Origin of the sequence: Alloprevotella sp. OH1205_COT-284 (assembly GCF_003859795.1) — a bacterium.
GTDB lineage: Bacteria > Bacteroidota > Bacteroidia > Bacteroidales > Bacteroidaceae > Alloprevotella.
Genome location: NZ_RQYI01000027.1, coordinates 1 through 20536, shown reverse-complemented (window position 1 = coordinate 20536; position 20536 = coordinate 1). Strand labels below are relative to the sequence as shown.

Sequence of the window (20536 nt, the reverse complement as noted above, 5' to 3'; positions counted from 1 at the left end):
TATGAGTACATATCAAACTAACGGCGATAAGATTTTACAAGCTGTGATTGCAGATGAGCAGCTTGTCAAATTCTATGGCTATAATCCCGATGATTTTATGTCAATATCAGATGCATTGGATTCTGATCTTGCAGTAATTCAAGCTATTGTCCAAATCATCAATCGAAACGAGGAAAAAGCTACCGAAAAGGAAATATACAATGAGGTTAGTAACTATCTAAGAGCAAATATATGATTATCAAGGATATAAGAATTAACAACTTTCGCAGTTATTATGGAAATAACAAGCTTTCGCTATCAAAAGGTCTGACTTTGATAATTGGAGACAATGGTGACGGCAAAACAACTTTGTTTGAAGCATTAGAATGGTTATTCGACACAACAGGTGAGAACCGAAAAGATTCTCATATTTCTGAAAAGCGTAAATCAGAATTGGAAATTGGAGAAAGCGATGAAGTTTCAGTAAACATAACCTTTGAACACGATGGAGAGAAGGAGATAGAAAAGTGTTTCACTTTTGAAAGAATATCTGAAGACAATATTCGCACAAAGGATTACAAGTTTGTCGGATATTTCATTGATGGTACAGAACGACATTCCTGTGCTGGCGATAGACTGCTAAATACTTGTTTCGAACCTGTCATCCGTAAATATTGTTTGTTCAAGGGCGAAAACGAACTCAATGTTTTTGACAATGACACTGCGTTGAAAACTCTGGTTGACACTTTTTCTGGCATTAAAGAGTTTGATAAATTAGTTGAATTAACTTCAAATTTCGAGCAAAAATCGGCCAATGCTGCAAATCGTGAGTTGCAAAACGATAAGAAAGTGTCGAAGCAAGCAAAAGAACTCAATACGCAATTGAATGATGTCACAAATGACATTCAAAGTATCAAGACAGAACTACGTCAAAAGGAACTATCCATCAATGAATTCTCCTCAAAATTGGAATTGCTGGAAAAGAACCAAGAAACATCGGAACGCTATCAAGCCATAAAAGAGCGTATCAAAGGATTGAAGGATAAGCGGGCAAAGTTGGTGGCGTATTCATCGTGCGAGTACAGCACCAATCTGCTGGATGAATATTGGATTCTACGTTCTTTCCCTGCAATCATAAAAGAGTTTTCTGCGAAAGTTTCTGCATTGAGCAAGGAAAAACGAATACTTGACAAGCAGGAAACGGAACGTCGAGCGAAAGAGGCAGGAGTACGTGAGGCAATATCAAAGATTCAGAAACTCGCCAATGATGCCGTCCCTTTGCCATGGAATTTGCCCGATGAGGCAACAATGAAAGAAATGATTGACGATGAAATTTGCAAAGTCTGTGGTCGTTCTGCCCCTAAAGGCTCAGATGCTTACGAGTTTATGTGCCATAAACTTAATGAATATCTTGACCATATAGCGTCGGAAGTCAATAAAAATTCAGACACGAAAGAAAATGTTGAAAAGCCATTGTTTCCCAACTCATTCATTAATGAGTTGCATTCTCGCCAAATCAAATTAAGTGGCGATACAGAGCAAGAAATTTCAAACATTGCGATAACCATTTCAGACCGGTTGGAATTTGTCACCAAAAGAAAAGCCGAGTTGGCAGAAGTGGATAAACAGTTGCAAGAGATGGAAACAGAACAAAATGATTTGCTGATGCAATCAGGGTTAAGCTCTGAACTGTTAGATAAGAGCATCTCTGATTTGAGAGGCTTCTTTGATGCTAAAAGCCGTGCCGAAAGCCGTTTTTCAGAGTTGGAAACCACTCTGAAAAACAAGGAGAGTGCGAGGGCTGAGATACAAGAAAAACTATCACAACTTGAACCAACAAGTTCAATGACGCAGGTATATCAGCGTGTGCATACTGCATTTGAGAAGATAACCAAAGCATTCGCTAACGCAAAAGAGCAAAATGTCAACAACTTCCTACAAATGCTTGAAACCGAATCGAATAAGTATTTGCAGACGTTGAACAAAAATGATTTCTATGGAATAATCCGCATCAGAAAAACCATTAACAATTCTGCACGTATCGAACTTTATAGTGACAATGGTACACGAATCGAAAATCCGAACGGTGCACTGAAGACAACTATGTATATGTCGGTTCTGTTTGCTATTTCTCAAATTACGACTTTGAAACGCGAACAAGACTATCCATTGATATTTGATGCTCCGACATCTTCGTTCGGCGGTTTCAAGGAAGATACATTCTACAATGTGATAGATACCATTGATAAGCAATGCGTTATCGTTACGAAAGATTTGCTTAATATCGATAAGACAACAGGTCGAAAGTCGTTAGATTTTGACACAATCAACAAACTTTCTTGTTCCGTTTATCAGATTGAAAAAGTAGAGCCGTTCAATGATAAGGATTTGTCAACCATTCAAACAGTTGTTAAACAAGTAAGATAACGAATTATGATAGCAGAAAAACTATATGATTTGTGGGCAAACCGCAATCCACTATGGGAAAAAAGATACGAAGACAGTATCATCAAAAACTTTTGTGACTATGGGCGTGGTGCAACTTCTTTACGTGAAGACAGAGGCAAAGTCTTTGGTGGTGGTTATGAAATATTCATTGTCGCATTTTTTATGGGGCTTTATTTCAACCAAAAACGACCGCTTACAGGGGACACGCAAAAACGCAAGACTTTCGGACAGCCCATTCAGTATTGGGGCAATTTGGATTCTGTCAAAGGGCGAAAAGCCTACCCCAAACTTCGTGAATACATTTTCACCGCTCTTGTCGCCCGCACCGACATTGATTTCATCGCTTTGGAAAAAGGCGAAATGACCTCACGCAAAGCGGTTGATATGCTCATGCAAACTATGGAAGAATATGCTAATTGGGGTTTTCACTTTATGGAAGACAAACTAACTGATTCCCCTAATTATTTCTTTAGAGAAACTGCATTCTTAGAAGTATTTTTAGCTTTCAATGCCTCTATTGCAAAAAGTATAGACGAAGAAGAGCCTGAATCTTTGGATTAAATTGATGGAGTTTGCTTTACAAAGTACATTTGATACTCATTCATAACAGATTTGTTCTATCTCCTTTTTCTTACATCTCGTATATCTAGCATTTTATACGTTTTTTCCGTCGGGGAAGTCATTTTCGTTTCAGTGGCGTAAAAAAAGGAGGGCTTAGGACAAACAAGGTTTACAGCGAGAATACTACCTGCAATGAAATGGAAGTGTGGAGATTGTCCTCTAAATGGCTTGTCTCCCCGATCTTTTTTGTCCGTAGAAGCCCGAAACTACCTTTGTCACTGACAATGAACAACCGAGCCCGACATGATATACGAGCATAAGTGGAGGATGTGCAGGGAGAGAAGTAGGATAAAAACAAAAACACAGTCTTTAAGGACTCATTTTATCATAGGAAGAGGAGAATACACGGAAAACAGAAATCCGCCCCAACGGACGGCTTTACGAGAATAACTCGGAGAAAATTCTTTTTTCTCACGATATACCCCTATCTTTGCAACAAACAAAGTGGTTCTTTGAAATGGCAAAATAAGGTAGAGTATAGAAGATCACTGCTTTCCTTATCGTTACCTATCTTTATCGACAATCATTTTAATCTATTGATTATTCGATTTTTATGCAATTTCCTATATCTTCTGGTATGAAAAGACATTGCCACTCCCTCCAAAATACATGAGTGGCATCTTTATTATTGAAAACAACCACATGGCTAGGCACACTTTCTCTCTATCCGAACCATAATATTCTGAAATAAATGTGCAATGCGGGAATAAACATTACGCACTCCATTAGTAGAAGAAAGACTGAGAAAAACATTATAGTACTGATAGGACTATTCCCCAATGATGAACCTTAGACAAAAGGGAATGATATTATCGCTTGCATGCTCGGAACTTACAACGTTTTGGAGATAAAATTCCGTTGTAACTGAGAGATTAAGAAGATAAAACTACATACCATGCTATCATCGGAATAAAATTATAAGTAATAAAGAGTGATCTCGATATAAGAATATCGTGGCAAACTTAGAGTCGGATACAAATAGACAGATCAACACAAAATTTTCTTCATAAGTCAGATTACCGTCACTATGCGAAAAAGGAAGAGAGAACTCCAAATGAATTGTTTTCTGAAAATAAAACGGAGAATAATTGCTCTTCCCGTGGATCCTATTACCTTTGTGCATATATAAGAATATCACCCACGAAAAAGAAGTAAAGCATTGCAGAAAATCGGTGGAGTAATAGCGGGAGATTAGGTCTTTTGTAGAATATAAACTCAAAGAAATACAGCCACTTATCAATTTTATTCGATTCCTGGTGGCACCACTTTGAAGAAAATGAAAACGACGTAAACTCCTGATTTCTAAACGAAGTCGGGAGTTTTTATTTTTTCCACTTACGCAAAATATAGCAGAATATGGGAGCGGTAAGGGCGGGGCATTCTCCGCTGCGGATATTCAGCGAGGGGCGATGCGGGCAGCGGCAGCGGTTCCGTAAAATTGCGAAATTGCACAGCTTTGCCGTTCTCGAAATAGAGTCCGCGCTATTTCGTTTGCTTGCGATAAGAGAGCAAAGCCCACGAACCGAAGACGAGAGCAAACGCACAGAGAGCAAGGAGTTGGGGAGCGAGATCGGCGAGCGTGCATCCTTTGAGATAGAGGCCGCGCATGGCTTCCATGAAAAAACGGAACGGGTTGAGCAACGTGAGCCACTGCGCCCATTGCGGCATCGAGGAAATGGGCGTGAGCAAACCGCTCATCAGCAGAAAAACGACCAAGAAGAAATACATGAGAAATGCCGCTGCCTGCGTCGTGGAACTATGATTGGAAACAATCAAGGCGAGTGCCGAGATGACGAGCACAAAGAGAGAGGCGAAGAGAAAAATGACGCCCACCGATCCCGTCGGTCTCAGACCGTGAACCACCCACGCCGCAAGCATGGCGTAGCCCAACAGAAAAAGCCCGATCGCCCAATAGGGAATGAGTTTTGAAAAGATGAACACCGCCGGACGAATCGGGCTGACGTTGATTTGCTCGATCGTGCCGCGCTCTTTTTCGCCGACGATGTTGAACGTAGGAAGAAATCCCACCACGAGCACAAGGAGCATGGCCACAATGGCGGGTATCATGTAGTTTTTGTAGTCGAGAGAGGGATTGAACAAGAAGCGCGGCACGATCGAGGAAGCACGTGTGGCGTGCGACGTGTCGGAGGGAAAAGCGTGTCCTTCGGCGATAAGTTCTCCGGCGTATCCGTTCACGATTTGCGTGACGTAGGCTTGTGCCATGGCAGCTTTCATGGCGTTTGCGGCGTTGATGGAAACCGAAACGGCAGTTTTCCCCATGTTGGCGAAGTCGCGTTCAAAGCCGGCGGGCATCTCCAAGACGACATCGACGGTTCCGTGTTTCATTTCCTCGTCTGCGGCGGTGAGATCGGACGTTTGACCGACAAAATCGAAGTGCGACGATGCTTTCAGCTTTTCGGTGAGGCGGCGCGATGAGGCCGAACCGTCGCCGTCGATCACGGCAAGACCGAGCCGCTTCACCTCCTGATTGGCAGCATAAGGAAAAACGAGCACCATGGTGAGGGGCATGAGCAGAAACATGCGCGGCAGAAAGGCGTTGCGCAAGAGTTGCTTGAATTCTTTTTCGACAAGATTGAGCAGCATCATATACTATTGAAGACGTGTTTTGAAGTTTTTCAAACCGACGGACATCGCCGTTGCAAACATAATCGCCAGTACGCAGCACTCGCGCCATACGTGGCGAGCTTCCACACCCTGGATCATCACTTTGCGCACCGCGCTCACAAACCACCGTGCCGGCACCAAGGCCGACAAGTGGCGAAGCACGGCCGGCATGCTCTCAATGGGAAAAACAATGCCCGAAAGGTAGATCGTCGGGACGATGAGCAGCAGGCTCGTCATCATGGCAGAAAGGCGGGTGGCGGCCAAGGTGGAAATGAGCAATCCCAACGCGAGCGCGACGGCGATGTAGAGCAGGCAGACCAAAAGCAGTATGCCCAAACCGCCCGCCAACGGAACGTCGAGCAGAAAAAAGGAGAGCATCAAAATCGTGATCAGATTGATGCACGAGAGGGCGAAGTAGGGCACGAGCTTGGACACAACGATCACCGAGGGCGAAAGCGGCGAGGCCAGCAACACCTCCATGGTGCCGTGTTCCTTTTCGCGAACAATGGCCACACTCGTCATCATGGCGCAAACGATGATGAGAATAAGCCCCATCACACCCGGCACGAAATGATATTCGCTCCGTCCCTGCGGATTGTGCAGCCATTTTGTTTTGAGGTCGATCGGGGGAGATATTCGTCCTTCGTCGGGAGCGAGGAGCAGGGTTTGGGCATAAGCTGCCCGAACGGCCGCCTGATTGGGTTCGCTGCCGTCCACGGCCATGAGGAGATCGGCTTCTTGGTGTGTCGGGCGGAGGTTGAATTTCGGTGAGAAAACCAACGCCATGTCCCATTGGCCGGTGCGAAACCCCTTGTCGAGCCGATCGGGAGAAGGGAGCGATGCGACGAGGGTGAAGCGTGGATTGGCGGCGATGCGGCCGATGAGTTTTGCCGCCGATCCGCCTTCGGACAGATCGACCACGGCCACACGCGTGTTTTTCACCTCTGTGCTCACGGCGTAGCCGAAGAGAAAGATCAAAACGATCGGCATGACCAGCAGTATGAGCATCGTGCGACCGTCGCGCAGAATGTGGCGAAACTCCTTGCCGGTGAAAGAGAAGAAAGTGTTCATGGCGTGGGATGTTGAGGCAGCGTTCGGCCGCCGGGATTTTGTTTTCGGACGATGGCGAAGAACACGTCGTGCATCGACGCCGCCCCGTGTTTTTCTTTGAGCGAAGAGGGCGTGTCGAGGGCTTCGATGCGGCCGTCCACCATGATCGAAACGCGGTCGCAGCGTTCGGCCTCGTCCATGTAGTGGGTGGTCACAAAGATGGTGATGCCCCTGTCGGCAGCCTGCCCGATGAGTTCCCAAAAGCGGTGTCTGGTTTCGGCGTCCACACCTCCCGTCGGCTCGTCGAGAAAGACGATTTTCGGATCGTGAAACGTAGCAACGGCAAAGGCCAATCGCTGTTTCAAACCAATCGGAAGATTGCCCACCGGCATCTTGCGCTCTCGTTCCAAACGCTGCCGGGCGATTGTCTGTTCCGTCTTTTCGCGCACAACACTCGCCTTCATGCCGTAGATCGCTCCGAAGAGTTTGAGATTTTCTTCGATGGTGAGATCGTCGTAGAGGGCAAACTTTTGGCTCATGTAGCCGATGTTGCGCTTCACCTCTTCGGCCTGCGATGCCACGTCGAAGCCGGCCACGAAGGCGCGCCCCTCCGTGGGTTCCGACAGACCGCAGAGCATGCGCATGGCCGTTGTCTTTCCGGCGCCGTTGGCACCGAGAAATCCGAAAATCTCTCCCGCTTCCACGCGCAAGTCGATGCTGTCGCAGGCGGTGAAATCTCCGAAACGTTTCGTCAGACCCTCGGCCACGATGACGGGATTTCCGCGGCCGATGCTGCGTTGGCGTCCGATCGGCCTTTCGGGTGGTAAAATCTCGTCGGGACGCCCGACTGCTTCCAAACGTCCCTCGCGGAGCAACGCCGCACGCCGACAACACAACACTTCTTCGCGATAGGGCGTGCCGGCCACGATTGTCAATCCCCTCTCCTCGTTGAGGCGGCGGAGCATCTCCCAAAGTTCCCGCCGCGACACCGGGTCGATGCCCGTGGTCGGTTCGTCGAGCAGCAACAGCCGCGGAGCATGGATCAGTGCGCAGCAAAGGGCGAGTTTTTGTTTCATACCGCCCGACAGTTGGTCGGCACGACGTGTGCGAAACGGTTGCAGATGTTCGTAGATGTCGGCCACGAGCGGCAGGTTGCGTTCTGCTTTCACACCAAACACAGCGGCAAAAAAGCGTAGATTTTCTTCGACCGTGAGGTCGGGATAGAGCGAGAACCGGCCGGGCATGTAGCCAATGATCCGCCGCACTCGCCGATAGTCGCGCACAACGTCGAAGCCTCCCACCGAAGCCCGGCCGCCGTCGGGCAGCAACAGCGTGGCGAGCAGTCTGAACAGCGTGGTCTTTCCCGCGCCGTCGGCACCGACCAGACCGAATATTTCTCCCTCGTTCACCGAGAAATTCACCGCTCGAAGCGCGGCGATGCGTCCTCGGTCGTAGTTTTTGCTGATGTTGTCAATGTTGATCATGGTCGGAATGCGAATAGATGCCTTTGGGTGGCGAAGCGGTCGCTCCCCTCGGCGTGCGAAAAAGAAGGAGGTGACGAATAGGAGATTGGGAATAACGAGCAGATTTTCTCAGATAACGAGTGGGAAATCCTAAGTAACGAGTAGAAAAAACTAAGTAACGAGTAGAAATTTTTAGATAACGAGTAGATTTTTCCAAGCAACGAGTAGAATATTCTGCCCGCCGGTCGGAGTCCGCCGGCTTTTCCGAAATCGTGCGGCCGTCGGTGGCGGTCGTTGTTTCGAGGGTCGTCGTCGGCAAGGGCGGCGATGCGGTCAAAATCGGATCTCTCCATACATGCCTCGCTTCACGAAGCCGTCGTTGGCAATGCGTATCTTGACGGCGTAGACGAGGTGTGCGCGTTCGTCGCGCGTCTGTATCGTTTTCGGCGTAAATTCCGCTTCTTGCGCAATCCACACCACCGTTCCGCGATATGCCCTCCGTTCGTTTCGCCCTTGGTCGGCATACACCTTCACCTCGCTCCCGATCGTGAGGGCATTCACCTGTTCGGCCGTCAGATAGGCGCGCAGATACATGCGGTTGAGGTCGGCCATTTTGAAAAGCGGGCGTCCCGGCGCGACATACTCACCCCGGGCGGCGTATGTGGCGAGCACCGTGCCCGACACGGGAGCGACGATGCGCGCCGTGCGAATTTGTTGATCGAAGCAGGCAGCTTGCGCGGCGAGTGAGGCCGTTTGTTCGTCTATGCTGTTGTTGGTGGCGGCAATCGTGGCTCGGCGTGCGGCAATGCGGCGTTCTGCGACGAGCATTTGCCGCTCGATGTCGTCCACCTGCTTTTGCGGCACGGCGCGCTCTTCTGCCAATGTGGCGAAACGGCGTCGTTCGGCGTCGAGGTTGTGCCACTGTTGGCGCAAATCGGCCAGTTGCTCGTCGGCATCAAGGCGGCGTGCGGTCATTGCCCGCATTTCGGCGTGCAGCCGTCGTCGCTGCAAGGCGGCCTGCGTCGTGTCGATCGTGCCGACCGAGATGCCGGCATGGAGATTTTGTCCGTCCTCGGCCGAAAAATCGAGCAACTCACCCGGCTGTCGTGCCGAAACAACGACCTCCTTGGCTTCAAAAACACCGGTGGCGTCCCATTGGGCAGACTCGTTGCCGCACGACACCGACAGAAGAGAGAAAAGAAAAACAACAGACTTATTCATGAGAGCAAGTATGACGAAGTTGATAAATGGCAGACAGATATTCTATTTCGTGTAGGGCACGTTCGGCCAAAGCCCGATGTTCGAGCGTCAGGTCTTGCACCAATGCGTTGAGATCGACAACACCGCGCTCCATTTTGCGTTCCGTGTGTTTGCGCACCTCACGGCGGAGAGCGATGATCTCCTCGTCGTCGGCCAAGCGGCGGCGGCGCTCTTCCACCTCCGATTGCTCGCGCAGCCGTCGGCCTTCTCGTTCGAAGCGGAAGCACTCGCGTTCGATGTCGGTTTCTCGCAGCGACACGTCGAGCCGTGCCTGAGCAGAGCGGTAGTTATAGAGCGATGAGAGGTTCCAAGTCAGTTTGAAACCGACCATACCGTTGAGCGACCACGAGCGCGAAAGCATGTCGTCGAAAAGATTGAGGCCGGGATAGCCATACCAACCTTGGGCGAAAATCCCGATGCGCGGTCGGCGTGCGGCTCGGAGCAGCGAGCGACGCGCTTCCACAACATTTTTTCGCAGGAGGAGAAGCCGCTCTTCGGGAGCTTCCGACAAGGCGATGTCGTTTGCAGGAGCCGGGGGCTTCACGAGAACGAGCGGGTCGGACATCGTTTTGCCCACGAAGTGTGACAGCACTCTCGACAAACCTTCGCGCCGCATCCTCACCGCCCGCTCCGCACTGCCCACGGCCAGCCGTTCGGCGCGCAACATCAGCACTTCGCTTTCGCTCACGACGCCTCTCTGCAAGAGGCTTTCGGCCTTGCGCAGGTGGTCCGTCAGCAACACGTGGTGCAAGCGGTGGATTTCGGCCTGTTCGTCGAGCAGCAACAGTCCGAAGAAGAGTTGGTCGACGCGCCCACGCAGTACATGAAACTCCACGGTCACGCGCTGCCGTTCCGCCTCGGCCGATGCCCGTGCCTCCTCCCGGCGTGCGGCCATGTTGCCGCCGTCATAGAGATCCTGCTCGATATTGACGCCCAACTGATATTGATCGCGTGCCATGCCTCGCAAAGCCGACCCGTCCGTCGCCCCCACTACGGAGCGGAAAGCCGATGGCAGCGTCGGCACGTCGCTTTGAAACGTGCTCTTGGCAGAGAGCACGATGCGGGGAAGGCGGTCGCGCGCAATGTTGTCGAGTGTGACGGCTTCGGTTTGCCGGATCCACTCGTTCCGACGGATCAAAGGGTGGTTTTGTTCGGCCAGCGTTCGGCATTGTTCGAGCGTGAGCTGTGCGTTCAGCGATGCGGACGAAATCAGGCAGGCGGTCGCGACGAACAGACGCAATGTTTTATGACACATAGACATAACGTGAGGGATTGATGCTGCAAAAGTAGAGTTTCCGGCGGCAGCTGTCAATGTCGAAACAAACGGCAAATTGAGCAAATTCGCCGATGAATGGGATTTTTTGAATAAATGAAACCTCCATGCAGAGTGAAATCGTTATTTTCGCAGCATCAATATCTCCGCCCATGGACGCTTCTTCCTCCTCTCTTCATTTCATACACCGACAAGCCGACCGCTTGGCCGCTCGTTCCTGCACCCGCACACCGCCGCGAGTGGGGCTCACCCTCTGCACCGAAGGCGAGGCGTGGGTGTTGCTCAACTATCGCCGCTACCGATTGACGCGAGGCTCCATTTACATCGTCAGTCCGCTCATCGCCCTGCACGTTCTTTCGCAAAGCGAGGACTATGCCGAGGTGCAACTGCAAGACGACATCAAGCATTTTCTTCCTTTTTTCAATCGTGTGATCGACGTGATCGCCTCGCTCAATCTCCCCAACCGACCTTGCACCACGCTCACGCCGCCCCAATGCCGCCTCTTTCTGCATCGTCGTCACCACATCGGGCAGTTGCGCCGCGAAAGCCGAAACGCCGCCACCGAGGAACAACGCGGACTGCTCGCCCTCATGGCCGACAACCTCTTGCAAACGACCCTTTTGGAGGTGCTCCACGTCTTTTGCAGGCAAATCCAAACCGACAACGATGCCGACACGGGCGGACGCCTCGACACGGCCGTCTACCGTTTTTTGGTCTTGCTCAATCTCCACTTCCGACACGAACGCAGCGTCAAGGCCTATGCCGCGCAGGTAGGGCTCTCTACGGGGCATTTCACGGCACGCGTGAAAAGCCAAACCGGCAAAACACCGTCCGAATGGATCGTGCTCTTCACGATGACCCTTGCGCGCAATATGCTCGAAAACACAACGATGAGCATCAAGGAGATTGCGGCCGAATTAAACTTCCCCGAACAATTCACCTTCCGAAAATACTTCAAACTCCACGCCGGCCTTTCGCCCAAAGATTATCGTCTTTCTCGCCGAAAAGACGCATAAATGTAGCGGCAAATGCTTTGTGTTTTGAAAGAATTGCTTACTTTTGCAACCGAAACCGGCGCACGGACGCCCCGATTGTGCGACGTGCCTTTTTAATTTTATCAACTCCAAATGGACGACTATCACTCGGAAACGCAAGTTTCACACCTCGGATAGGAAAAAGCAAGGCTTTCTTCCTGACCGCACACTTTCGATCAGCCGTACGCGCAAAACGACAACGATACAACGAGCTTTGCCGACACGGAAACAAGCCTGATGGCATCGAACTTTTATAACGCCGAAGAAAGCCCGCATGCGAACGTTTTGGAACTACAATCGCGGTCTGCGCACTCACGACGAATGGCAGCCCAACTCATGGGTGCAGGTCACCTGCCCCACACCCGACGATGAAGATTTTCTCATTCATCAGCTTCAAGTACCCGATTATTTTCTCGACGACATTCGAGACAAGGATGAGCGCGCCCGCTACGACTACGACGAAGGCTGGATGCTCATCATCTTGCGCATACCCTATTTGAAAGAAGCGCAAAGCCGCACCCCACACACCACCATTCCTCTCGGCATCATTCTCAACAAAAACATCTGCGTGACAGTGTGCCATTTTGAAACCAACATGATGATCGATTTCGTGTCCTATCAGCAAAAGCGCGGATTGGGATTCACCGACTCCGTCGATCTCGTCTTTCGGCTCTTCTTGTCGAGTGCCGTGTGGTATTTGAAGCGACTCAAACAAATCAGCACCCTCATCGACACCGCCAAGCGTGAGCTCGACCGACCCATCAACAACGCCGACCTCATCAACCTCTCCCGATTGCAGGATTCGCTCACCTATTTCGCTACCTCCATTCGTGGCAACGAAACATTGCTCTCGAAACTCAAATTCAAACTTCCCGTCGACGAGCTCGACGCCGACATGATCGAGGACGTCAATATCGAGATGAGTCAGGCGCGCGAAACGACCAACATTTACACCAACATTCTCGAATCCACCATAGAGACCTACGCTTCCATCATCAACAACAACGTGGCGCAAACCATGAAGACCATGACCTCCGTGAGCATCATTCTCATGTTTCCCACACTCATTGCCAGCATCTTCGGCATGAACCTTATCAACGGCATGGAAAACTGGGTGTGGGGCTTCCCCTTGGTCATCATCGGCTCCGTGGCCGTCACCATTCTTTTCTTCGGCTACTTCCGCCGCATCGGTTGGATTTGAGCCTCTCTCGTTTCGGCGTCATTTCTCTCCCACCATTACACGCCTGCCACATTTTCTTTCTCTCTTTTTCTCTTGTGGCACACACGCCCTCCCAGCCACCCTCTTGTGCCATTTGCTGCGAAACGCAAACTCTACCCAAACCAACGCACGACAAGCACAAAAAGGAGCTATAAAGAGGAATGAAATCCCCCTTGATAATTTAATAAGATCTTCCATAAAAGCAACCGCGATCAAAGAGCAGAAGCTCAACGATTGCGGTTAATCCCAATTCGGGATAAACTCTTCTTTCTTTTCTCTTCTTCTTTTTCCCACGGATTTTAGGTGGCCTAAAAAACATCTAATTCACGAAAATTTCCAAGTAAAATTGTCCAATCCCCTCTTTTTCTCGGATTGGACAATTTTATAAGAGGCTTTTGCTGAGGTTTCCATTCGAGAGGATGGGGGGATGACGATCTACTCTCATTTTATGGAAATCTGTTTTGATGGATGATAGGAAGTGATTATCTTTGCTTTGTAGAATAGTCGTGCCCTTATGTTTTTGTGCAGATATTCTACTATATTTCTACGAAAAGCAAATCTTCTAATATATTGTATTGAATATCAGAATCAATAATGAAATATCTCGAATTTACTTTCACCACCGCTCCCTCCTCCGAAGCCATTAGCGACGTGCTCAGCGCAGTACTCGCCGAAGTCGGTTTCGAGAGTTTCATCCACACCGACGAACTCGACCTCCCCTGCATCGCTATCGACCACAATTTTCCCGAAGCTCCCATTTTTGCTCCCAAAGCCGACACCGACCACTTCAAAGCCTACATCCAAGAGTCTTTGTTTGACGAAGAATCGCTGCGTGCCGCACTGGCCGACTTCCCCCTGCCCGATGTCATCATCGACTATCGGAAAGCCGAGGCCGAAAACAAAAACTGGAACGAGGAGTGGGAGAAAAACTACTTTCAACCGCTCGTCATCGGTTCCGAACAACAGCCACACTGCGTGGTGGCAGCCACCTTTCATCAAGACAAACCCGTCGGCAAATACAACATCACGATCAATCCGCAAATGTCTTTCGGCACCGGTCATCACCAAACCACCCGACAGATGCTCGAACGCATCTGCGAAGACGAGATGAAAGACAAAATCGTGCTCGACATGGGTTGCGGAACAGGTATTCTCGCTATATTTGCACGCATGCGCGGCGCGAAAAAATGCGTCGCCGTCGATTTCGATGAATGGTGTGTGCGAAATTCGATCGAGAACATCGCGCTCAACCACCTCGACGGCATCGACGTTCTTCATGGCGACGCCTCCGTTCTCTCCCCCTATGCGGAGTGTTTCGACCTCGTCATCGCCAACATCAACCGCAACATCCTCCTCGCCGATCTTCCGCGCTACGTCGCCACCATGAAGCCCGGCGGACAAATCTACATGAGCGGATTCTATGCGGAAGATGTTGCCGCCTTGCGCACATCGGCCGAATTGCTCGGCCTCTCTTTCGTCGACGAACGATGTCTTGATAATTGGAGTTGTCTGAAATTCATCAAATAACCACCTCTTTCTTCACCTCATGCCCACTTTCATTCTCCACCTGCTCTTCGTCTTCTTCCTGCCGATCTCACTGAGTGCTCAAAAAGCCCTCCCAAAACCACTCACTTTCGTGAACGGACAAGCTGTGATCGTCATGCGGCAAGGGTCGGACAATCTCGTCATGCGTGCCATGCAGATCAGCCCCTTTCTTTCGCCGCAAACGCCGACTCTCACTCCGCGAGAAGTCAAACACTATCGTCGTTTGCTCAAACGCCCTTTCCTGCAATCCCGCCAACCCGAAGACTTGGCCAAGCTCCTGCTCGTCAGCGGAAACGCCCGCTTTGCCGAAGCACTCGACAGCATCAAGCAAACCTACTTTCCACAACTCGAAACAGACAGCCTGCAAACGGCAGCCGCCCAAAATCTGCTCAACTCCCTGAGTTGGATTGCTGCCACCGACGACAAAGGCGTCTATATCAATCTCCACGAAGACTGCATGATCAATGTGCATACCGAGCACTTTCGCTTCACCATCGATCAGATTTGCACCCCCAACCGCAGGAAATATCGCATCAGCGGATTGGCCACGAGCAAAACTCCCCTCACCATACGTCTGCGCATTCCCACCCTCCAACGTCTGCCCAAATTCTACCTCAACGGCCGCGCCATCCTCGCCCCGAAAATCATTGACGGCTATTTGGTTGTCGATCGGCCATGGCGCAACAACGAAGAAATCTACTACGATTTGGAAGAATAAAGCAGACAAACCGACGCACACACACATCAGAACTTAATAATGAGCGATATGTGCTCACCAATGTAGCAGCCACGAAAGAAGGCGACGAATACATTTTATCTCTCAACGGCAGCCGCGACTTGAAAGTCCCTTTCAAAAAACGGTCTTGTGGCCGCCATGCAGTTTTCCGACGGCAAAGAACAAAGCCGTGTGTCTGCCCATTCGCTGAAACTCTCTTTGGACATGTTCTTTTCCGACACCAAAAATCTACACCCTTTTTGAGAAAGACAATCCGACAAACCTTCAAGAAGCATTGAGCGGCACCGCCACCCTACCCCTCGAAATACACGATTTGCACGGCCGCCGTTTGCTACGGCCTCAAAAAGGCATCCACATCGTGAACGGCAAGAAAGTTTGTTTTAAGCGAAAGCGACGACGTCCTTCCCCATTCGAAAAAAACACCGTGTTTCTCCTCTCATACGAAACGACGTCCTCCCCTCAACGACTTCTCCCGAAAAACCCAATGCAGGTTGAGACCTGCATTCTCCTTTGATAAAATCACTTTTTAGAGCCCTCTGCAAAATCCCCTAAAATAGTCCAATCCGTTCTTTTTTCGGGTTGGACTATTTTAGAGTTTTTTGCAGAGGGCTCGTATGTTAGAGGTTTAAGATAACCGCGTACTTGTGGCGTCGATTTGGATGTAAGTGACTGAATATTGGTGCAAAACTAAACGAGCAGAGCATACCCAAAGGCATATTCTACTCGTTCTTGCCGGGATTTCCCTGTTATTTCAGATGATGACGGAAGTGTGTTGGCTCTTACAATTTTCCTGCATTGCTCCGTCTGTATTCCGTAGGTGTGACACCGTAGGCGTTCTTGAATGTCCGCACAAAGTTGGAATAGTCGTTGAATCCGCATCTGTCGGCTATCTCCCCGAAACTCATCTGCGAGTCTCCGTCAAGAAGGCTCTTGGCTTTCTTGATTTTCACACGCTGAATATAGACCGTCGGGGTGCTGTTGGTGATGGCATTGATCTTGCGATAGAACTGCCTGTCACTCATGCACAAGGCCGATGCAATCTGCGATACCTCAATTTCCTTTCCGCGACTGAGTTGGAGGTATATGACATCAGACACCTTGGCAAGGAAGCGTCGCTCAACATCGGTGAATTGCCTCTCCTGCTGCTTATCCGTAGCGGTGTTGCCGAACTTGTCACGCAGACGACGATGTCGGTCGAGCAGTTTCTCCACCCGGGTGCGCAGTTCATCGGCGTTGAACGGCTTGGCGAGGTAGGCATCGGCTCCGGCTTCCAACCCTCGTATGCGTTCTTCCTCCGTAATCTTCGCCGTGACCACGATGATGGGAATATGGTCGGTGATCTCGTTGCCGCGCACCTGCCGGCACACCTCTAATCCGTCCATGCCGGGCATCATCAGGTCGGTGATGATGAGGTCGGGCACCAAGTCGAGTGCCTTGTCCACTCCCTCCCTGCCGTTGGCGGCATAGCTCACGGAATATTTGCCTGTGAACTGCGAGCCGATATAGGCGGCGATGTCGCGGTTGTCCTCGATGACTAACAGGCGGCATCGGTCGTCGTCGTCCTCACTGTCTGCAAGAGTAGCTTCCATCTCGGGCAGGAGCGGCGCGCGCTCCACAGGATGAGCGATAAACTCGGCACTACGGGCTTTGTTTCTTATCGGCACGGCGATGTGGAAAGTAGTGCCTCTTCCCACCTCGCTCTCCACCGTGATGCTGCCCTCCACGGCATCCACAATCTGCTTCACCAGCGCCAGTCCCACGCCCGTACCCACTTGCTGCGCCTCGCTCTCGCCTCGGTAGAACGGCTCGAACACGTGGGCAAGCGTTTCCTTGTCCATGCCTTCACCCGTATCGGATACATCAATGAAGAACCGTTCGCCCTCGCGCCATGCCGTCACGCTCACCTTGCCGTATTCGGGCGTAAACTTGAAGGCGTTGGAGAGCAGGTTGTTGAGCACCTTGGCCACATAGTCGGGCACGAAGTCCATCATCACCTCGCCCTTGGGCAGGAAGTGCAATTCAATGTTGCGGCTACGGGCGTAGTCGCGGTAGCTTTCCACTATCATGGTGAGATAAGCCATGATAGTGCCGTTCTTCCAGTCGGCATCGCCCACGGCCGACTTGATTTTCGAGATGTCCAAGAGTTGGTTGATAAGCGTGAGAAGTCCCTCACCCTGTTGTTCTATGGTCTGTGCCTTGCGTTTCACCTCATCGGCATCGGAGCTTTGCAGGTCGCGACTCATGCCGAGTATCACGGTGAGCGGTGTGCGGAGTTCGTGGGTGATGTTGGTGAAGAAGTTCTCACGCAGTGCCGAGAGCCGTTTCAATGCCAAATGATTGCGACGACGCAGACGGTTGGTGTAAAGAACCACAAGCAATGCACCAACGACAAGGAGCAGCACCAGCCCGAAAGCCACGAAACCGATATAGCGTGCCGTGCGTTCCTGCTCCAACCGCATCATCATGCCGTCTTTCTCCCTTTCCCGTCGGTTGCGCTCGATGCTCAGGCTCGTATTCTGTATGCGGTTCATCTTCTCCATGTCCAGCACGCTGTCCTGCATGGTGACGGCCTTCTCATAGGAGGCCAATGCCGAAGGGCAGTCGCCCGACTGTTTATAGTGTCTATAATATAAGGTGTGGATTTCCGCCAAATGCTCCTTCGAGCCGATGCGCTCCGCCGCCTGCCTTGCCTTACCGAGATAGGCCATTTCCTTGGCATCATTGCCTGTGGCATGGTAGATGCCAGCAAGGGCGATGAGCGAGTTCAGCGCATGCCACTCGTCCTTCGATGTCTGCATCATTTGGTAGGCAGTTTCGTATTCCTCGGTGGCTTTGTCGTACTGCCACGCTTTCTCGTAGAGCGAACCGAAGTAGGTGTGGCAGAGCGATATGCCGAGGTCGTTGCCCGCTTCCGTGTTCAGTGCCATCGACTTGCGATAGCACACCCACGCCGAGTCCAACTTGCCGTGATGCTCGAAAATGGAGCCGAGATTGGCGTAATTGATGGCCTGTCCCACTGCACTGTGCAAGTCCTTTTCGCCTTTCAGTGCCATGCGCAGCACGCTGTCGGCACGCTCATAGTTTCCTAATGTCAGGTAGATATTGCCCAATCCGTTGAGCGACACCACGCGGTTCTTTTTGGCCGTGAAGGATGTGTCAGCGCATTCCTCGCTCAACGTCCAAGCACTGTAATGGTACTCCTGCGCGGCATCGAGCACCCCCATGCGTCGATAGTCGGTGCCGATGTTGTTCAAGGCCTGCACCCATTCCAGCGTGTCGCCTATGCTTTTCGCCTGTTGCAACCCTATGCTGTGGATGCGCAGTGCCTCCTCAAAGCGACTCTCGTTGCGCAACGCCTTGCCCCATTCCCTCAGAGCCACGACACTGCCGAGCCTGTTGCCCTCGTCCTCCAATCGTTTTTGCAGCAGGGCGAGCGAGTCGGGTGTCTGCACGGCGGCACGCACGATGCTGTCCGCCGTCTTACGGTCGGCAGCAGTGAAAACGACAGCTGTTCTTCCGCACGAAACAAAGAGGAGAAAAAGTGAAAGGAACGCCGCCAATACGGTTGAAATCAGTTTAACCCGACAAATATAAAAAGGCTCACGGTGGAGCGATAAAGGGGCTTTGGGGTCGTGTTTGTAGCACTGCATATAGTAATGATTTAGGATTGTTCATGGGGTTTTTATTGTCGAAGCACCTCCACGTGCCTCAGACGAAACCGTCGGGCGATGTCGTTCTTGATGATCGAATTGAGCAATGCCTTGATGTACCCCCTTTTGTTCTGCTCGTTTATCAGTTCGGGAATGTACCTTCTGGCGAAGCCAGCGGTTGACAAACAACTGCCGGCCCTTGATGTTCTGCACCTCGTCGAAGAAGAGATACTTGAAATCACCCTATATCCGATACAAGGCATCAAGTACACGGTCGAAATCGTCGGTCTCCATGCCTGTCAGCCGGTCGTCATCGAAGTTGGCATAGGCAAATTCCTCTCCCCTCTGCCGTATGAACTTCTCTCACAAGGTCGATTTCCCACTTCGGCGCACGCCTATCACAATCTGGGCAAGGTTGCTCGACGGCGAGAATTGCCCCTCCTCCATTCTGCTGCACAACAGCGACAAGTCGTGCGACAGCAGTTCTTCCTTTTGGTCGGAAAAGATGGTGGTCAATCTTCTCGCAACCATAAATCTATATTTCACATCTGTTTGCAAAGGTAACAAAAGTTCCATAATCAACAGTATAACATCAAGAAAAACTTCCATAAGGTGCTAAATATTTCTTTCGTTGCCTTATGGTTTACACCGTGCCGAAAGTCTTCTGTTTCTCAAAAAAAACGGCAATTGTCAACATCCGCAAACATGTCAGTGCTATTCATTCGTAATCAGCGCGTTATGAGCACAAAATGTCCGATGATGCAAGATGGGCTGTATGCAGAATGTCCGATGGTGCAAGAATTTTGGCAGGATTTGCAAGGTCGATCTGCCACTCTTAGCCTTAATTTTGCACCATGACAAGCAACAGAGACGAAACACGCTTTCCTACGGATGGAAACATTACGGCAACTGTTCAAATGATAAAAAGTTATGAAGCGGAAGAACGACAGCCACCCCGGGCGGCATGACAAGGAACACTTAGACTTTCTTGACGACCGCATGCAACTGCTCGACACCGTTCGCCGAATGATCGACATCGAACTGGATCGACGCGGAGTGAACGCCGAGGGTATGGAACGCACACCGCCCGCCCCACCGCCGCGCCGCTCGTTTTGGCAACGCATCGTGAGCATCTTCACGGGCAGCCTGTAATAATAAGGTAAGGCAGCGACAAATACACTTTATTGCATATTTTATTTCAAACACATTAAAATTTCCCGAAAATGAGAACAAACAAATTCTTCGCAAGAATAACACTTCCTAAGGAACGATAAAAGAACTTCCCAAGGAACAACAGAGGTTCCTTCAAGGTCGTCTCCACCGGCAAGCGCGTGGAAAGCAGGCAGGACGTCACCGCCGAAACCCTCAAAACGCCCCGCATACAGTTCTTCACACGCAAGGAAATGCTCAATCAGGCCAAGGCGGTGCAGCGCGTGGTGATGCACGAGCCTTAGCCCCCGCGGGCGGCGCGCACGGCTATCAGGCAGGAACACGCCCGGAGCCACAACTTATTATCCACCTTTTAGTTCAAATCAATCATTTAGAGACCTCTGCAAAATCCTCTTATAAAATTGTCCAATCCGTTCTTTTTCTCGGATTGGACAATTTTGTTTGGAAAATCCCGTGATTTTGA

General features: G+C 50.6%; 16 protein-coding genes. 10 read left to right on the top strand and 6 right to left on the bottom strand.

Features of this window, described 5'->3' with window-relative positions; all coding sequences use genetic code 11:
* The first annotated feature begins 1 nt into the window (after window position 1).
* From EII14_RS07190 to EII14_RS07180, 3 genes are read left to right on the top strand one after another with little or no spacing between them, the layout of a single operon-like run.
* Window positions 2-235 (top strand): hypothetical protein, encoded by a 234-nt coding sequence (locus EII14_RS07190; protein WP_124931865.1) that lies wholly within the window; start codon window positions 2-4, stop codon window positions 233-235.
* Complete coding sequence (locus EII14_RS07185; RefSeq protein ID WP_124931864.1) at window positions 232-2406, top strand: AAA family ATPase; 2175 nt, start codon at window positions 232-234, stop codon at window positions 2404-2406. Before EII14_RS07190 ends, EII14_RS07185 begins: the two co-directional genes overlap by 4 nt.
* Before the next feature lie 6 nt (window positions 2407-2412).
* Entirely contained in the window at window positions 2413-2988 is a 576-nt protein-coding gene (locus tag EII14_RS07180; protein ID WP_124931863.1) for a glycoside hydrolase family 15, read from the top strand.
* 1542 nt (window positions 2989-4530) lie between these two features.
* Here EII14_RS07180 and EII14_RS07160 read toward each other — a convergent pair.
* The 5 genes from EII14_RS07160 to EII14_RS07140 form a co-directional block, all read right to left on the bottom strand.
* Entirely contained in the window at window positions 4531-5655 is a 1125-nt protein-coding gene (locus EII14_RS07160; protein WP_124931861.1) for an ABC transporter permease, read from the bottom strand.
* A 3-nt stretch (window positions 5656-5658) separates the two neighbouring features.
* Window positions 5659-6744: an ABC transporter permease gene (locus tag EII14_RS07155; protein WP_124931860.1), complete on the bottom strand. Its 1086-nt coding sequence runs from the start codon at window positions 6742-6744 to the stop codon at window positions 5659-5661.
* Window positions 6741-8216, bottom strand: a complete 1476-nt coding sequence (locus EII14_RS07150; protein WP_124931859.1) for an ATP-binding cassette domain-containing protein — start codon at window positions 8214-8216, stop codon at window positions 6741-6743. The genes EII14_RS07155 and EII14_RS07150 overlap by 4 nt, the downstream gene beginning before the upstream one ends.
* A gap of 303 nt (window positions 8217-8519) precedes the next feature.
* A complete protein-coding gene (locus EII14_RS07145) occupies window positions 8520-9407 on the bottom strand; it encodes an HlyD family secretion protein (RefSeq protein WP_124931858.1) in 888 nt (295 codons plus the stop codon).
* Window positions 9400-10701, bottom strand: coding sequence for a TolC family protein (locus tag EII14_RS07140; RefSeq protein WP_158608350.1), 1302 nt, complete (start codon window positions 10699-10701; stop codon window positions 9400-9402). The genes EII14_RS07145 and EII14_RS07140 overlap by 8 nt, the downstream gene beginning before the upstream one ends.
* Before the next feature lie 170 nt (window positions 10702-10871).
* Between EII14_RS07140 and EII14_RS07135 the strand changes: the two genes are divergently transcribed.
* From EII14_RS07135 to EII14_RS07120, 4 genes are all read left to right on the top strand, one after another.
* On the top strand, window positions 10872-11735 hold the full coding sequence (locus EII14_RS07135) for an AraC family transcriptional regulator (RefSeq protein WP_158608349.1): 864 nt from the start codon (window positions 10872-10874) through the stop codon (window positions 11733-11735).
* A 292-nt stretch (window positions 11736-12027) separates the two neighbouring features.
* Window positions 12028-12954, top strand: coding sequence for a magnesium transporter CorA family protein (locus EII14_RS07130; protein WP_124931855.1), 927 nt, complete (start codon window positions 12028-12030; stop codon window positions 12952-12954).
* 612 nt (window positions 12955-13566) lie between these two features.
* Window positions 13567-14499, top strand: a complete 933-nt coding sequence (prmA, locus tag EII14_RS07125; protein WP_124931854.1) for a 50S ribosomal protein L11 methyltransferase — start codon at window positions 13567-13569, stop codon at window positions 14497-14499.
* Window positions 14500-14518: 19 nt separating this feature from the next.
* Window positions 14519-15235, top strand: a complete 717-nt coding sequence (locus tag EII14_RS07120; protein WP_124931853.1) for a beta-L-arabinofuranosidase domain-containing protein — start codon at window positions 14519-14521, stop codon at window positions 15233-15235.
* Between the two features lie 797 nt (window positions 15236-16032).
* Here the strand turns inward: EII14_RS07120 and EII14_RS07115 are convergent.
* Window positions 16033-18903, bottom strand: coding sequence for an ATP-binding protein (locus tag EII14_RS07115; RefSeq protein WP_124931852.1), 2871 nt, complete (start codon window positions 18901-18903; stop codon window positions 16033-16035).
* Window positions 18904-19056: 153 nt separating this feature from the next.
* Here EII14_RS07115 and EII14_RS09335 point away from each other — a divergent pair, with 153 nt between their 5' ends.
* The 3 genes from EII14_RS09335 (at window position 19057) to EII14_RS09595 (ending at window position 20357) form a co-directional block, all read left to right on the top strand.
* Window positions 19057-19467, top strand: a complete 411-nt coding sequence (locus EII14_RS09335; protein ID WP_233569405.1) for a hypothetical protein — start codon at window positions 19057-19059, stop codon at window positions 19465-19467.
* 366 nt (window positions 19468-19833) lie between these two features.
* The gene (locus EII14_RS07105) at window positions 19834-20055 is read left to right on the top strand and encodes a hypothetical protein (protein ID WP_124931851.1); all 222 of its coding nucleotides are present in this window, start codon (window positions 19834-19836) and stop codon (window positions 20053-20055) included.
* Window positions 20056-20234: 179 nt separating this feature from the next.
* Window positions 20235-20357, top strand: coding sequence for a hypothetical protein (locus tag EII14_RS09595; protein WP_255422103.1), 123 nt, complete (start codon window positions 20235-20237; stop codon window positions 20355-20357).
* Window positions 20358-20536 lie beyond the last annotated feature (179 nt).